General features: G+C 62.2%; 15 protein-coding genes. 4 read left to right on the forward strand and 11 right to left on the reverse strand.

Going from position 1 to position 15583, the window contains the following annotated elements:
• Window positions 1-76: 76 nt before the first annotated feature.
• The 7 genes from acpP to VA599_RS05755 all read right to left on the reverse strand — a co-directional run bounded on the left by acpP (window position 77) and on the right by VA599_RS05755 (window position 5098).
• Entirely contained in the window at window positions 77-316 is a 240-nt protein-coding gene (acpP, locus tag VA599_RS05725; protein WP_021478594.1) for an acyl carrier protein, read from the reverse strand.
• A gap of 110 nt (window positions 317-426) precedes the next feature.
• Window positions 427-1164, reverse strand: coding sequence for a 3-oxoacyl-ACP reductase FabG (gene fabG, locus VA599_RS05730; protein ID WP_346787906.1), 738 nt, complete (start codon window positions 1162-1164; stop codon window positions 427-429).
• A gap of 91 nt (window positions 1165-1255) precedes the next feature.
• Complete coding sequence (gene fabD / locus VA599_RS05735; RefSeq protein WP_346787907.1) at window positions 1256-2185, reverse strand: ACP S-malonyltransferase; 930 nt, start codon at window positions 2183-2185, stop codon at window positions 1256-1258.
• Between the two features lie 125 nt (window positions 2186-2310).
• Entirely contained in the window at window positions 2311-3270 is a 960-nt protein-coding gene (locus VA599_RS05740; protein ID WP_021478591.1) for a beta-ketoacyl-ACP synthase III, read from the reverse strand.
• Window positions 3271-3275: 5 nt separating this feature from the next.
• The gene (plsX, locus tag VA599_RS05745; RefSeq protein WP_031296850.1) at window positions 3276-4313 is read right to left on the reverse strand and encodes a phosphate acyltransferase PlsX; all 1038 of its coding nucleotides are present in this window, start codon (window positions 4311-4313) and stop codon (window positions 3276-3278) included.
• Between the two features lie 56 nt (window positions 4314-4369).
• Window positions 4370-4549 (reverse strand): 50S ribosomal protein L32, encoded by a 180-nt coding sequence (gene rpmF, locus VA599_RS05750; RefSeq protein ID WP_011136965.1) that lies wholly within the window; start codon window positions 4547-4549, stop codon window positions 4370-4372.
• 45 nt (window positions 4550-4594) lie between these two features.
• Window positions 4595-5098: a YceD family protein gene (locus tag VA599_RS05755; RefSeq protein ID WP_021478588.1), complete on the reverse strand. Its 504-nt coding sequence runs from the start codon at window positions 5096-5098 to the stop codon at window positions 4595-4597.
• Window positions 5099-5216: 118 nt separating this feature from the next.
• Between VA599_RS05755 and VA599_RS05760 the strand changes: the two genes are divergently transcribed.
• From VA599_RS05760 to pncB, 3 genes are read left to right on the forward strand one after another with little or no spacing between them, the layout of a single operon-like run.
• Window positions 5217-5798, forward strand: a complete 582-nt coding sequence (locus tag VA599_RS05760) for a Maf family protein (protein WP_021478587.1) — start codon at window positions 5217-5219, stop codon at window positions 5796-5798.
• Window positions 5795-6499, forward strand: coding sequence for an SAM-dependent methyltransferase (locus VA599_RS05765; protein ID WP_021478586.1), 705 nt, complete (start codon window positions 5795-5797; stop codon window positions 6497-6499). Before VA599_RS05760 ends, VA599_RS05765 begins: the two co-directional genes overlap by 4 nt.
• Window positions 6500-6507: 8 nt before the next feature.
• On the forward strand, window positions 6508-7737 hold the full coding sequence (gene pncB, locus VA599_RS05770) for a nicotinate phosphoribosyltransferase (protein ID WP_346787908.1): 1230 nt from the start codon (window positions 6508-6510) through the stop codon (window positions 7735-7737).
• Window positions 7738-7829: 92 nt separating this feature from the next.
• Here pncB and VA599_RS05775 read toward each other — a convergent pair whose 3' ends face one another.
• Window positions 7830-8684 (reverse strand): Rossmann-like and DUF2520 domain-containing protein, encoded by an 855-nt coding sequence (locus tag VA599_RS05775; protein WP_346787909.1) that lies wholly within the window; start codon window positions 8682-8684, stop codon window positions 7830-7832.
• A 650-nt stretch (window positions 8685-9334) separates the two neighbouring features.
• Between VA599_RS05775 and VA599_RS05780 the strand changes: the two genes are divergently transcribed.
• Window positions 9335-10423, forward strand: coding sequence for a porin (locus tag VA599_RS05780; RefSeq protein ID WP_346787910.1), 1089 nt, complete (start codon window positions 9335-9337; stop codon window positions 10421-10423).
• A gap of 218 nt (window positions 10424-10641) precedes the next feature.
• On the opposite strand, the gene VA599_RS05785 is transcribed toward VA599_RS05780, so the two are convergent.
• The 3 genes from VA599_RS05785 to VA599_RS05795 all read right to left on the reverse strand — a co-directional run bounded on the left by VA599_RS05785 (window position 10642) and on the right by VA599_RS05795 (window position 15427).
• On the reverse strand, window positions 10642-11292 hold the full coding sequence (locus tag VA599_RS05785; protein ID WP_082106974.1) for a TetR/AcrR family transcriptional regulator: 651 nt from the start codon (window positions 11290-11292) through the stop codon (window positions 10642-10644).
• Window positions 11293-11663: 371 nt separating this feature from the next.
• Window positions 11664-13247, reverse strand: a complete 1584-nt coding sequence (locus VA599_RS05790) for an ABC transporter substrate-binding protein (RefSeq protein WP_346787911.1) — start codon at window positions 13245-13247, stop codon at window positions 11664-11666.
• Between the two features lie 185 nt (window positions 13248-13432).
• Window positions 13433-15427 carry a putative bifunctional diguanylate cyclase/phosphodiesterase gene (locus tag VA599_RS05795; protein ID WP_021478580.1) on the reverse strand — a complete coding sequence of 665 codons (1995 nt, stop codon included), beginning with the start codon at window positions 15425-15427 and terminating at the stop codon, window positions 13433-13435.
• Window positions 15428-15583: the final 156 nt, after the last annotated feature.

Below are 15583 nucleotides of genomic sequence, written 5' to 3' on the forward strand. Positions count from 1 at the left end.
AACCTTCTTAACAAAAGAACCTCTGCAGGCGAGCCGAAGCGCCACCACGCAGAGGTCCTGGTCCCGAAAAAGGGGATTACTTGTTCAGATGGCCAGTCACGTAGTCGATGGCTTGTTGAACCGTGGTGATCTTCTCGGCTTCTTCGTCCGGGATCTCGCACTCGAACTCTTCTTCCAGTGCCATCACCAGTTCAACGGTATCCAGGGAATCGGCGCCCAGATCGTCGACGAAGGAGCTTTCCACCTTGATTTCGGCTTCGTTCACACCCAGTTGCTCGGCGACGATCTTCTTTACGCGCTGTTCGATGTTTTCCATTTGTTTAAACCCTTGACCTTTCTGATTCGGGATCGCAAAACCCCGGTATTCTACAAAAAAAAATTAGAGCAGCCTACCTAAATCTCTATCCGGGACCAGCCGGACAGGAATTAAGGCATCAGCATGCCGCCATTCACGTGCAAAGTCTGGCCCGTAATGTAGGATGCTCGATCCGACGCCAGGAATACCACGGCATCGGCGATGTCCTTGGCATCACCCAAACGGCCCAGCGAAATCTGGCCAACCAGCGCCTCGCGCTGCGCTTCCGGCAGCGCGCGGGTCATGTCGGTATCGATGAAGCCAGGAGCCACGCAGTTGACGGTGATGTTGCGGCTGCCGACCTCGCGCGCCATCGACTTGGTGAAGCCGATGATGCCCGCCTTGGCGGCCGCATAGTTGGCCTGGCCCGCATTGCCCATCACCCCTACAACGGAGGCTATGTTGATGATGCGGCCGCTGCGGGCCTTCATCATGCCACGCATTACAGCCTTTGAGGTCTTGAACACCGACTTCAGGTTGGTGTCCATGATCGCGTCCCAATCCTCGTCCTTCATCCGCATCAGGAGGCCGTCGCGGGTGATGCCGGCATTGTTGACCAGAATCGCCACCGCGCCAAACTCCTTCTCCACCGATTCTACCAACGCCTCGACAGCGCCCTCCTCGGTGACGTTCAGCACGCGGCCGGCCCCGCCGGCGGTGGACAGGCGCTCATGAATGGCGGCCGCGCCGGATTCCGACGTGGCGGTACCGATGACCACGACGCCCTCGGCGGCCAGCGCGTCGGCGATCGCCGCGCCTATGCCGCGCGAGGCGCCGGTCACCAGCGCCACTTTGCCTTGCAGACTCATCAATATGTCTCCTTGTTTTCAACGCCCCGCGCGGCTCTCGCCGAAAGGGGCGATGGCGGTCCGGCCTGGGCCGGTCCGCCGGAATTTCGCGTCAAACCAGTTCTGCGCGCGCGGCTTCCAGCGCCGCGCGGTCGGTCAGCGCCAGGCACTTGACGTTGCCGTCGATGCGCTTGGCCAGGCCCGCCAACACTTTGCCCGGGCCGCACTCCGCCATCATGGTCACGCCGTCGGCGGCCAGCTTCTGGATGGTTTCGGTCCAGCGCACCGGCATGTACAGCTGACGGGTCAGCGCGTCGCGGATTTGCGACGCGTCGTTGTAACTGGCCACATCGGCGTTGTGCAGCACCGGGATTGCCGGCGCGTTCAAGTGCACGCCCCGCAGCGCCTCGGCCAGGCGCTCGGCGGCCGGCCGCATCAGCGAGCAATGCGACGGCACCGATACCGGCAACGGCAGCGCGCGCTTGGCGCCCTTGGCCTTGCACAAGTCCATCGCCCGCTCGACCGCGCCCTTGTTGCCGGCGATCACCACCTGGCCCGGGGAGTTGAAGTTGACTGCTTCCACCACCTCGCCCTGGGCGGCCTCCGCGCAGGCTGCGCGGATGTCGTCGTCAGACAGGCTCAGAATGGCGGCCATCGCGCCGACGCCGGCCGGCACCGCGGCCTGCATCGCCTCGGCGCGCAAGCGCACCAGCTTCACCGCTTCGGCGAACGGCAGCGCGCCGGCGGCCACCAGGGCGGTGTACTCGCCCAGGCTATGGCCAGCCACGATGGACGGCTGCTTGCCGTTCAACTCCTGCCACGCCAGATACGTGGCGTAGCCGGCGGCCAGCATGATGGGCTGGGTGTTCACGGTGGCGTTGATCGCGTCGGCGCCATCCGCCTGCAGCATCGCCCACAGGTCCAGCGACAGCGTGTCGGACGCCTCGGCGAAAGTATGCTGCACCACGGGCAGGTCGGCGAAGCCGTCCATCATCTTCAGACTCTGCGAGCCCTGTCCCGGAAAAAGAAAAGCAAAAGCCATAGTCGACTCCACAGAATTCGACGCAAAGGATGACGCAAAGCGGCCGCTCGCGCCACGCCGCCGATCAATAAACTCTGTCATTATCGGCGATCATGCGGCGAAAAAGCCACTTTGCGGAATTCCAATCAGAAGGTCAGCAGCACCGCGCCCCAGGCAAATCCCCCGCCGATGCCTTCCAGCATCACGGTCTGGCCGCGCCGGATGCGCCCGTCGCGCACCGCGACATCCAGCGCCAGCGGAATGGAGGCGGCCGAAGTGTTGCCCTGCTCAGGCAAGGTGACGACAACCTTCTCCATCGGCAGGCCAAGATGCTTGGCCGTGGACTCGATGATGCGCAGATTGGCCTGATGCGGCACCAGCCAATCCAGATCGGCCTTGTCGACGCCGGCCTCCGCCAGCGTGGCGGCGGCGATTTCGGACAGCGACTTGACGGCGAACTTGAATACGGCCGGGCCGTCCATGTGCAGATAGGGCATGCCCTGGATCTTGCCGCCGGAAATTTGCGCCGGAGTATTCAGCAAGCCCTGATAACGGCCATCGGCCGCCAGCTTGGCATGCAGGATGCCGGGCTCGTCGGACGCGCCCAGCACCACCGCGCCGGCGCCGTCGCCGAACAGCACGCAGGTTCGGCGATCATCCCAGTCCAGCACGCGCGACATGATTTCGGCGCCGATCACCAGCGCCTTCTTCGACATGCCGCTCTTGATGTAGGCGTTGGCGGTGGCCAGCGCGTAAGCGAAGCCGGCGCACACCGCCTGCACGTCGAAAGCCGGCACGCCGGGCAAGCCCAGCTTCTCCTGCAGGATGCAGGCGGTGCTGGGGAAAATCATGTCGGGAGTGGTGGTAGCGACGATGATCAGGTCGATCTCGCCCTTGTCGATGCCTGCGCTGGCGATGGCGGCTTCCGCCGCCCTCAGCGCCAGATCGCTGGTCTTGTGCCCTTCGTCGGCAATATGGCGCGCGCGGATGCCGGTGCGAGAGACAATCCACTCGTCGCTGGTTTCCACCCGTTCGGCCAATTGCGCATTGGTGAGCACCTGGGACGGCAGGAAGCTGCCGGTGCCGAGAATGCGGGAATAGCCCATATTTTTCAGTTCGCTTCCGCCTCGGATTGCTTGAGGTTGTCTAGTTGTTTGGCAACCCGATCGGCGATGTGTGCAATCACGTCGGAACCGGCCTCCTCGCATGCCTGCGCCAACGCGTAACGGAATCCTGTGACATCGGCGCCGCCGTGGCTTTTCACCACGATGCCGCGCAGGCCCAGCAAGCTGGCCCCGTTGTAGCGGCGCGGATCGATGCGCTTCTTGAAAAGGCCCAGCACCGGCAACGCGGCCAACGCGCACAAACGCGTCCACCAGTTGCGGCCGAACTCTTCCCTCAGGAATACGGCGAACATGTGCGCCAGCCCCTCAGCTGTCTTGAGCGCCACATTGCCGGTAAAACCATCGCAGACTACCACATCGGTCGTGCCCTTGCAGATGTCGTCGCCTTCCACGTTGCCGTAGAAATTCAGCTCCGACTGGCGCAACAGCTCGGCAGTCTTCTTGATATTGTCGTTGCCCTTGATATCTTCGCTGCCGATATTCAACAGGCCGACGGAAGGATTGGCCTTGCCTTGCAGGCAGGCCATCAGCTCGGAACCCATGATGCCGAACTGCAAAAGTTGTTCTGGCGTGCAATCGACGTTGGCGCCCAGATCCAGCACGCAGGAAGTGCCCTTTACATTGGGCAGCAGCTTGGCGATGGCGGGACGGTCGATGCCCGGAATGGTCTTGAGGACGAAACGCGCGGTAGCCATCAGCGCGCCGGTGTTGCCGGCGGAGACTGCGGCCTGCGCCTTGCCTTCCTTGACCAGATTGATCGCCACCCGCATCGACGAATCTTTTTTATTCTTGAGGGCGAGCTGAGGCGCCTCGTCCATGCCGACCACTTGAGTGGCGTGCTGGATGAGGATGCGCTCACGCACGGCGCCATCATGCAGGGCCAATTCAGCCTCCAGGGCTGGTTGGTCGCCTACGAGAATCAGATGGATGTCGGGGTGGTCTTGCAGGAATTGGATCGATGCCGGGACGGTAACCTTGAGGCCAACGTCACCGCCCATAGCATCAACCGCGACGGTGATAGTCATCAACGATTGCGGTAAAAGTGCCTACCAAAAAAGGAAAGGAAGCGAGGACGGGGAGATTACTCGCCCTTGGTCTTCACAACCTTGCGGCCACGGTAGAAGCCGTTCGGGCTGATGTGGTGACGCAGGTGGGCTTCACCGGTGCTGGCTTCAACTGCCAGAGCCGGAGCGGTCAGAAAATCGTGTGCACGATGCATGCCGCGCTTGGACGGGGACTTTTTGTTCTGTTGAACAGCCATGGTCGACTCCTAAGAAATTCAAGTAGATTCTAATGCGAATCCGGGTTACTCGGACTTGGGTCTCTTAAGCGCCGCCAGCACCGCAAACGGGTTGGGCTTGTCAGCCTTGGCGAGCGAGAGAGTATCCCTGTCGCATTCGTCGTGTTTCGGCGAATGCGGCAAGCCCATGATGATTTCGTCTTCGATCAGCGCAATCACGTCCAGTTCGGGTTCGGCGAGAACCGCGTCCAGCTCTTCATCCTGCTCGCAGGCCTCGTCCAGCTTTTCCTGGCTGGCGAACAGCGTGACCACCGAATCGGTGTCCAGGCTGAACGGCATGCCGTCCAGGCAGCGCTGGCAGGTGACTCGCAGGTCCGCCGTCAGGCGGATGCGCAGCGTAAAACGCTGCAGCTCGTCGCGAGAGCCGTCGAGCTGATAAGACACCTCGCCAGAGGTGTCCGACAGGTCGCTATGAACGCGCTCGTCCAACCCGCCAACCGGCAGTTTGCCGGACAGCGAGCGCCCCTCCCGGGCGAACTTGAGCGGATCGATCAAAATCGGTTTAGACATAAACTCCGCATGGTACAATCCATTCCCCTGATTTGTCAAAAGAAACAAGGCAAGGCCGAACCGTGGCCGCCGGCCGACTCGGCCGCGCCGCCGGCGTTGCCGTCAACCGGCTCGCATCATGCATATCGTACTGGCTTCCACCTCCCGCTACCGCCAAGAAATCATCGCCCGCCTGGGCCTGCCCTTCAGCGCCGAACCGCCCATCTGCGACGAAACGCCGCTAGCCGGCGAAACCGCGCTGGAAACCGCAGTGCGCCTGGCCCGCACCAAGGCGCAATCGCTGGCCGGCAAGCATCCCGGCGCGCTGATCATAGGCTCCGATCAGGTGGCGCTGCTGGACGGCAAGCAGATCGGCAAGCCCGGCGGCTTCGAACAAGGCGTGGAGATGCTGAAATGGATGAGCGGCCGCACGGTGATCTTCCATTCGGCGCTGGCGTTGTACAACAGCGACAGCGGCCGGCTGCAGGAATGCGTGGGCATCACCCGCGTCACGCTGCGCGCGCTGACCGAGGCTCAGATCCACAACTACCTCACCCGCGAACCAGACGCCCTCCACTGCGCGGGCAGCGCCAAAAGCGAGGGACTGGGCGGCGCGCTGCTGGAAAAAGTGGAATCCGACGACCCCAACGCGCTGATCGGCGTGCCGCTGTTCCAGTTGATCTCCATGCTGGGCAACGAGGGCGTGGAGGTGCTGAAATGAGCGGCGCCCTGTTCCTGATCCCCGCTCCGCTGGGCGACGAAAACATCGCCTGGCTGCCGGAAGGCGAGCGCGCCAAAGTCGTCCACATCAGCCATTTCGTCGTCGAGGCGGAAAAAACCGCGCGCAAGCACCTGAAAGCGCTGGGCGTGACGACGCCGATCCGCGAGCTATCCATGAGCACGCTGAACGAGCACACCAAAGAGGCGGATGTCGCCGCGCTGCTGGCGCCGCTGAAGGCCGGACACGATGTCGGCCTGATCTCCGAGGCCGGCTGCCCGGCCGTGGCCGACCCAGGCGCGCAGCTGGTGGCGCTGGCGCACAAGCACGGCATCCGCGTCGAGCCGCTGATCGGCCCCTCCTCCATTCTGCTGGCGCTGATGGCCAGCGGCGCCAATGGCCAATGCTTCGCCTTCCACGGCTACCTGCCGGTGGACGCCGCCGAAAAGGCCAAACTGGTGAAAGCGCTGGAGCAACGCTCTCGCCAAAACAACGAGACCCAGCTGTTCATCGAAACGCCCTACCGCAACAACGCGCTGCTGCAACAGCTGCGCGAAACGCTGGCGCCTTCGACCCGGCTCGCGGTAGCCTGCGACCTGACCCTGCCGACGCAGACCATCGTCAGCCATCGGGTGCAGGACTGGCCGCAAAACCCGCCCGATCTGCACAAGCGGCCGGCCATCTTCGTGATCCACGCCGCCTGAGAAGCGCCATGCCCAAGAACACGCCCATCATCCAGTCGCTGCTGGATACCGATCTTTACAAGTTCACCATGCTGCAAGTGGTGCTGCACCAGTTCCCCGCCGCTCACGGCGAATACGAATTCCGTTGCCGCAACCATCCGGACACGCCGCTGACCCAGCTGAGACAGCAACTGGAGGCGCAGCTGGACATGCTGTGCGAACTGCGCTTCAGCCAGGACGAGCTGGATTACCTGCGCGGCCTGCGCTTCATCAAAAGCGATTATGTCGACTATCTGGAACTGTTCCACCTGCAACGCCGCTTCATCAGCGTGAGCGAGGAAGGCGAGCAGCTGGCCATCCGGATCAATGGCCCGATGGTGCAGGCGATGTTCTTCGAGATCTTCGTGCTGGCCATCGTCAACGAGCTGTATTTCCGCCCACTGGACGACAAAGCCGTGCGCGAGGAAGGCCATCGCCGGCTGGAAGCCAAGCTGGCCGAGCTGGAGCGCTTCCAGCGCGAGGAGGCCGCCGGCCAGCGCTTTCCGCTGCTGATCGCCGACTTCGGCACCCGCCGCCGTTTCAGCCGCGACTGGCAGGCCCACGTGGTGGAGCGGCTGAACCTCGCGCTGCCCGAGGTGTTCCGCGGCACCAGCAACGTCTACCTGGCGCGCAAGCTGGGCATCACGCCGATCGGCACCATGGCCCACGAATTCTTCCAAGCATTTCAGGCGCTGGGCGTGCGGCTGCGGGACTTCCAGAAAGCGGCGCTAGAATCGTGGGTGCAGGAATACCGCGGCGACCTGGGCATCGCCCTGACCGACGTGGTCGGCATGGACGCTTTCCTCGCCGATTTCGACCTCTATTTCGCCAAGCTGTTCGACGGCCTGCGCCACGACAGCGGCGATCCTTATATATGGGGAGAGCGGGCGATCGCCCATTACCGCAAGCTGCGGATCGACCCGGCAACCAAGATGCTGACCTTCAGCGACGGCCTCAGCGTCGACAGCGCGCTGGCGCTGCAGCGCCACTTCAGCCCGCACATCCAGGTCAGCTTCGGCATCGGCACCCACTTCACCAACGACATGGGGCTGGAGCCGCTGCAGATCGTGCTGAAGCTGGTCAGCTGCAATGGCCAGCCGGTGGCCAAGCTATCCGACAGCCCGGGCAAAACCATGTGCAGCGACGAAACCTTCCTCGCCTACCTCCGCCAGGTATTCAAGGTGCCCGCCCCGCGCCAAGATCCGCCAGCTGCCCCCTGATCCAGCGCTGCGCCTGCCCTACTGGCATCGCCTGCGTCTGACACAACTTGGCTCAGGCTCTCCGCGAGCTTTTATCAGGGCGCCAAGCCGGCTCAGTACAGTAGCGCCAGCAACTGCTGGCGCGCCGGTTCCTGCAGGCGATCTCCGGCCAGCGCCACCACCTGGCGGCCCAGCGCGCGGTAGGCGGGAAGCAAGCCGGTATCGGCCAGCACCTCCAGATGGCGCTCGACGGTGCCGATATCGCCGCGCAGGATAGGCCCGGTCAGCGCGTCGTACGGCCCCATCTCCAGCGCATTGTCCAGCGTCTGCCGCATCAAGCCGCCCAACAAAAGCTGTGTCAACTCCGGCGGCACGCCGGCGCGGGCCGTCAGCTGCCGCGCCATATCGGTCAGCGCCACCAGAAAATTGGACGCCACCGACAAGCCGGCGTGATAGGCGGCCTTGCCGCCGGGCGCCAGCCGGAACGGCCGCCCGCCCAGCGCGCGCGCGAAAGCCTCCAGCCTGCGGCAGGCTTCCTCGTCGCCCTCCAGCGCGCACAGCGTGCCGGCAAAGCCCTCCACCGCCCGCCCGGGATCGGCGAAGGAAAATGCCGGGTGCAGGCTGGCGGTCAATGCCCCCTGCTCCGCCAGCGGCTGCAACAACGAAGCGTCGCCCACGCCGCTGGCGTGAAACACCACAGAGCCCTCAGGCGTCACGCCCGCCGCAGCCAGCGCGCGGGCGCAGGATGCGATGGCGGCATCCGGCACCGCCAGCAGATACAGGTCGGCCGGTGCCAACTGCCTCATGTCGCTCACCAGCCGCCCGGCGCCGACAAAGGCGCGCGCCTCCTCCAGCGGCGGCAAGCGCCGCCCCATCACATCGAGCAGACGATACGCGCCGCTCAGCGCCGCCAGCTTGGCCACGCTGCGCCCCAATCTGCCCAGCCCCACCACTGTCAGTGTTTGCATACCTATATATACCTGGCCGCAGCCTCGGATCCGAAGGCGACATTGTAGGGGATTTCCGCCATTACCAGCCGCCGCGCCAAGCGGCCATCCAACCAAAATGCGCCCGATTCCGTAGCCAAAACGCATCACCGCCCGGCGACAGATGCGTATTTATGCAACTTACTCAATATGTAAATTTTCTAATAAAATCAATATGTTGAATACAATCTGCATTAACAAGTAATTCAAAAATGGAATATCTACTCCATTTACAGAGTCAACGCTTTCTTTTATCATGATTGAAAGCGAATTCACGTGGATGCAATCCGCGCCTGCTGGATTCACTTCAAGTCACGTTGATTTTTCAGCCCGCCCCTTCCGGACGGGCTATTTTTTTGCCCATTGCAGGCAGCACTCCTTACAAAACCCAATAATCATAAGCATTTCATAACATTGATGCTTTTTTGCAACAGCACACATCGCATCATAAAATCACAGTAACAATACTGACAATTCAGCAACTTACAACAAACAAAATCGAATTTAAGGATGTGCAAAACACAACATTAGTTGCTTGATAGCAACACAATTCGGCAGGCGAAGTTGCATTTTCACAACCCAGCCAATAGCATTTGCTCACATTCCTAAACCTAAAAAAGGATGACTTGACCATGAAAAAGAGTCTGATCGCCCTGCTGGTAGCCACCCTGCCGGCTGCCGCATTCGCCGACGTAACCATCTACGGCAAAATCAAAGGCGGCGTTGAATACGTCGACAACGGCACCACCAAGCAAACCAACGTTGAAGATCTGGGTTCCCGCATCGGCTTCAAGGGTACTGAAGATCTGGGCAACGGCCTGAAGACCATCTGGCAAGTTGAAACCGGTTTCGGCATCGACGGCCAAACCCGCAGCGCCTCCAAGAACGGCAACCTCGCCAACCGCGAATCCTTCATCGGTCTGCAAGGCGGCTTCGGCACCGTGCGCCTGGGCAACGTGTCCAACTTCCTGGACAGCGACATGGGCACTGTTGATACTTGGGAATACGCCAGCGACGCTCTGGGCCTGAGCATCTTCACCCGCGACGGCGACCGTCTGAAGAACTCCGTGCGCTACGATCTGCCGACCGTGGTTCCGGGCCTGACCGCCGCTCTGCAATACGGCGTGAAGGAAAACAAGGGCACCGCCATCGGCCAGCCTAACGAAGATCGCGAAACCACCGTTCTGGGCCTGGGCTACGAGAACAGCGGCTTCTTCGGCAAGTACGCTTACACCCATCAGAGCAAGGCAACTTCTTCGGTTAGCGCCTCCATCGATGGCGTTACTCTGAATAACACCGCCAACGACAAGCATCGCCTGGAAGTTGGTTACAATGCCAACAACCTGTTCGTAGGCTTCGGCTACCAACAAGCCAAGGGCGGCGCTGACGTTGCCGGCGCTTCTTGGTTCGACCGGGTTAGCAAAGACCTGACCTTCTCCGCCGTTCCGGATGTAAATGGCAAGGTCAAGACCCGCGAATACGCTCTGACCGCTGCCTACACCTTCGGCGCCATCACTCCGAAGTTCTCCTACGTGCACGGCGACAAGGTTGAAGTTGGCGGCGTGAAGGTGGGCAACTCCCAGTACGACCAGTACGTTCTGGGCGCTGACTACGCCATCTCCAAGCGCACCACCTTCGGCGCTCAATACGGCCAGATCGCCGTTAAGGGCAAGAACGAAGACCTGAAGGCCTTCGGCCTGAACATGGTTCACAAGTTCTAATAGCTGGTTCGACGCAAGAACCTGCGAACTTAGACGCAAAAAAGACCCGCTTCGGCGGGTCTTTTTTCATGTCCGTTTCAAATGGATGAATAGAACAATCCGAGCGGCCAGCGCCGCACAATCACATGCCCCTTCCCTGCTAGCGGATCAATTCCAAATCCAATAGATAAAGAAAACCCCGCCGCAAGCGACGGGGTTTTCAGCTGAAAAACGGATATTCAGAACGGCAACTGATACACCGGGTTGCGGGTATCCGCCCCTTCCTGCCGTATCCGCTCCAGCTCGGCTCTCAATGCGGACAGCAGCCACTGCTCGCGCATCTTGTCGCCTTCCGGGTGCTCGGCCAGCGTGCGGTACAGCGCCATGCCGTGCATCGTGGTCATCATGGTGAGCAGCGTGGCGAAGAAGCCGGTGGAGATCGCATAGCGCGGGAACAGCGAGGCCATCATCGCGACGAAGCGGTCGCGGAAATAGGTGCTGGAGCTGCCCAGGAAGATGTCGCGCAGATCCGGCGTGGTGCGCGCCGCCATCAGCAGCTCCAACAACACGATGTGGCGCGGCGACATCACCAGCGCCTTCATCAGCGCGATGATGCGCTCCTCCTCGGACATGCCGGCCGGCAATTGCGCCGCCAGCGTCAGAGCGGATTCGAAGATGTCGTCCACCACCTTCCGCCCCACCGGCTGCATCAGCTCGTTCTTGGTGGCGAAATGGCGGAACAGCGCGCCTTGGGACACGCCGGCCCGGCCGCAAATCAATTGCACGCTGGTGCCGTGGTAGCCGCTTTCCAGCAGGCATTCGATCGCCGCCTCCACCAGTTTGCCTATGGTGGACTCCCTGCGGCTTTGCTGTGTTCGTCTAGTTTGCATCTATTGTTTTATCATTTATCGGCCCGAGCCCGGCGCATGATACGCGAAAGCGCATGCTCAAGCGAGGGCGGGCACATTCTAAGAACAAGCAAGACACGCCAACGGCAAGGCGCTCCTCTCTCTCCTGACGGCCGCGCCAAACGCGACCGCTCCAGCAATACTACCAAATCCCGGCATCCCGCATGCAACTGGCAACGCGGCTCAACGCCAAGCATAAGCACTTTGTCGCGGCAACCACTCATCCTGCGCGCCAACGAGCATTATCTCCGCCCGGAACGAATACGGCTTTGCTTTGGCGCAAGCCCCAAAAAAAAGAAAGAGACCACTCCGTTTATAAAAACGGAGTGGTCTATTTTTACTCGGGAAACCGCTTATTTCAAGCCAACACTAGTGAAACTGACCCGTCCATAAGGATTAACCGCGTAACCCGTCACCTCCTTGCGCGCCAGGCCATAAGCGATAGGATGCGCCAGCGGCAGCCACAACGCTTGCTCGTGGATCGCGTGCTGGGCCGCCTGATATAGCTTGGCTCTAGCCTTGAAGTCGCTGGTTTTCTTGCCGTCGGCGATCAGCTTGTCCAGCTTGCCGTCGCAATAACGAGCGAAATTGGTGCCGGACTGCACCGCGGAGCAGGAAAACTGCGGCGTCAGGAAGTTGTCCGGATCGCCGTTGTCGCCGGCCCAGCCCATGAACAGCATCTCGTGCTCGCCGGCCTTGCCGCGCTTGATCAGCTCGCCCCACTCCAGCACCTTGATCTGCAGCCGGATGCCCACTTTGGCCAAATCGGCCTGCAACAGCTCCGCGCCAGCCTTGGGATTGGGGTTCAGCGTGCTGCCGCTGGGCCGCACCCACACCGAAACATCAAAACCGTTGGGGTAGCCCGCCTGGGCCAGCAGCTTCTTCGCCTGCGCCGGATCATAGGCGTAGGGCTTGATAGTCTTGTCGTAGCTCCAGGTATTGGGCGGATAGACCAGGTTGGCGGCGCTGGCGGCATTGCCGAACACCGTCTTCAAATAACTTGCCTTGTCGAAGGCGAGATTGATCGCCTGCCGCACCTGCGGATTGTCCAACGGCTTCTTCTGGCTGTTGAAGGCGACGAAGGCGGTCATGAAGGCAGGCGTCTGCGATATCTGCAGCTTGCCGTCCGCCTTGGCCGCCTGCACGTCCTGCGGCTTGGGCGACAGCGCGATCTGGCATTCGCCGGCGCGCAGCTTCTGCAGACGCACATTGGAATCCGGCGTGATCGCGTAGATCAGCGCGGATACTTTGGGCTTCTCGCCGAAATAAGCCGGATTGGGCGCGTAGCGCACCAAGGCATCCTTGGCGAAGCTCTTGAACACGAAAGGCCCGGTGCCGACAGGCTTGCTGTTGAGCTCGCCGGTCTTGCCGGCGGCCAACAGCTGCGACATGTATTCGGCGGAATAGATGGAGGCGAAGCCCATGGTCAGGCTGGACAGGAAGGTGGCTTCCGGATAATTGAGCTCGAAGCGCACCGTCAGCGGATCGAGCTTGCGCACCGCCTTGATCAGCTTGGGAAACTGCATCGCCTGCGCATGCGGATAGCCGGCCGGCGCGGTCTTGTACCAGGGATTGTCCGGATTCAGCATCCGGTCGAAGGTGAGCGCCACGTCGTCGGCGTTCAGCTTGCGCGTCGGCTTGAAGTAGTCGGTGCTGTGGAAGCCGACGTTGGGCCGCAGGTGGAAGGTGTAGCTCAGGCCATCCGCGCTCACTTCCCAGCTGCTGGCCAGCCCCGGCTGCAGCTTGCCGGCGGCGGCGTCGTACTCCACCAGGCGGTTCATCAATACGTCGGCGGAAGCGTTGGTGGTGACCAGCGAGTTGTACTGCACCACGTCAAAGCCTTCCGGATTGGCGTCGGTGCATACGGTCAGGGGCTTGGCCGCGAAAGCGGCCATCGGCAGCAGGGCCGCCAGCGTGGCGGCGCTCAATGTCTTCATCTCATTCTCCTTGCCGCAGGCCGGAACATGCCGCCTGCATTACCGGCATAGGGTAAGCGAAGAATGCCGCGAATCCAACGATTTAATCCACATATTGATATAAAGACGCCGTCCATGGCACCCGGCGGCCATGCAGGGGAAACAATAATCGGGGGCCGCTCTCGCCTCCCCCGCTATCGATAGCGCTAGAACAAGCGCTGCAGAAATTCCTGCGCCGACAGCGCCGGGCTGCACAAATAGCCCTGGTATTCCTGGCAGCCGCGCTCGGCCAGCCAGGCCAGCTGCGCTTCGGTCTCCACGCCTTCCGCCACCATGTTCAGCCCCATCATCCGGCACAGAGTCGTGATCAGTTCGGTGATGGCCGGCTTGTCGTCCAGATCGGCGATGAAGGAACGGTCTATCTTCAGCGAGGTAAGCGGATAGCGCTGCAGGTAGGCCAGATTGGAATAGCCGGTGCCGAAATCGTCCACCGCGATGCGCAGCCCCAGCGCGCGCAAGGCCTGCAAGGTGTGCATGGTTTGCTCATCGTGCCCCAGCAATACCGATTCGGTGATCTCCAGCTCCAGCTTGTCCGGCTGGCAGCCGCTGTCGGCGAGTATCTGCTCCACCAGGCCAGGCAGGCCGGGATCGACAAACTGGCTGGCGGACAGGTTGACCGACACCAGCAAGTCCAGCCCGCGGTCGCGCCACAGGCGCTGCTGGCGCGCGGCCTGAACCAGAATCTGCCGGCCCAGCTCCATCACCATGCCGCAGTCCTCGCAAATGGGAATGAAGCTGTCCGGCATCAACAGGCCGCGCAAGGGATGGCGCCAGCGCGCCAAGGCCTCGGCGCCGACCACCTGCCCGCTGGCGATGTCCACCCGCGGCTGGAAATAGGCGATGAATTCGCCTTGCTCCAGGCCCCGGCGGATGTCGTTCTCCAGCGCCAATTGCGCCTGGCTGCGCGCCTCCAGCGCCGGCGTGAAGAACATCAGGTTGTTGCGCCCCGCGTCCTTGGCGGCGTACATCGCCAGGTCGGCGTGGCGCATCATCTGCTCCAGGTCCAGCGTCCGGCCCTCGCACACGCTGACGCCGATGGACGCCGACACGCCGACGTCCATGCCCTCCAGCCGCATCGGCACCGCCAGCGCCTGCAGGATGCGGCGCCCCAGCGCCTCGGCCCGCTCCGCCACCTGCGGCGCGCTCAGCATCACCAGGAACTCGTCGCCGCCCAGCCGCGCCGCCTTCTCGTCATGGCCAAGCAAGCCGACCAGCCGCCCGGCCATCCGGATCAGCAGCTCGTCGCCGCAGGCGTGGCCCAGCGAATCGTTGACGTTCTTGAAGCGGTCCAGGTCGATGAACATCAACGCCACCTGGCGGCCATTGCGCAGCGCCTGCTGCAGATGCGGCAGCAACTCGCTGCGGATGCCGTTGCGGTTGGGCAAGCCGGTCAGCACGTCGTGATTGGCCAGGAAGCTGGCGCGCGCCTCGGCGTGCTTGAGATCGGTGATGTCCACCTCGCTGACCAGCAGCGCGTCTTGCCCGGTGACCGCGTCGCGGCAGGCTCGGGCCGACACTTCGTGCCAGCGCATGCCTTCCCGCGTATTCACCCGCGCCAGCAGCCGCGATTCGCCGCACGCGGCCACGCCTTGCCGCAACTGCTGCCAGTCGCTGTCGTGGACGAAATGCTGGCGCCAGCCTTCGCCAGCCACCGCCACCTGCTCGCGCGAGGCGGGGTTGCGATACAGCGCGCCGCCGTTGCCGTCGTAAAGCGTGATCAGCACCGAGGTATGCAATAGCGCTTCCGTGCTGCGCAGGGACGCCGGGTCGGCGCTGAGGCTGTTCTGCGCCTCGCAGAACATCAGCATCCGGCCATTCACCCGTATGCCGCGGAACTTCACCTTGAGCACGCTGGGCCGGCCGTTGGGATACAGCGTCCAGCTTTCCACGAAACAAGCGCCTTCGCGTTCGAAGTCCTGCTGATACTGGGCCAGCCTTTGCGCCACCGACACCGACATGTCCTGCGACATGTCGCGCGCCTGCAATTCCAGCAGGCTGGCCGCTCCCCACACCTGCAGCCCGGCCTCGTTGGCCCAGAACACCCGCTTGTGGTCGATATCGAAAATCCATACCGGCAGGCTCAAGGCCTCCAGCAGTTCCAGGTCGCCCCCCTGCCAGGAAAGTACGCTTCTTATCGGCATGTCCGCCGCTAACCTTTTATTTATTCATCAAAAAAGCGCCGCGCGACTGCCATCGCGGGCGCTTGCCATTGTAACAAACACGTCTCATTTCCTGACGCGTTTTTTGCTCATCGGGGAATCAGGCTCGGGCGATCCAGGCCCGATGCGCATTCCCGC

This window comes from Chromobacterium indicum, assembly GCF_039708975.1.
GTDB lineage: Bacteria > Pseudomonadota > Gammaproteobacteria > Burkholderiales > Chromobacteriaceae > Chromobacterium > Chromobacterium piscinae.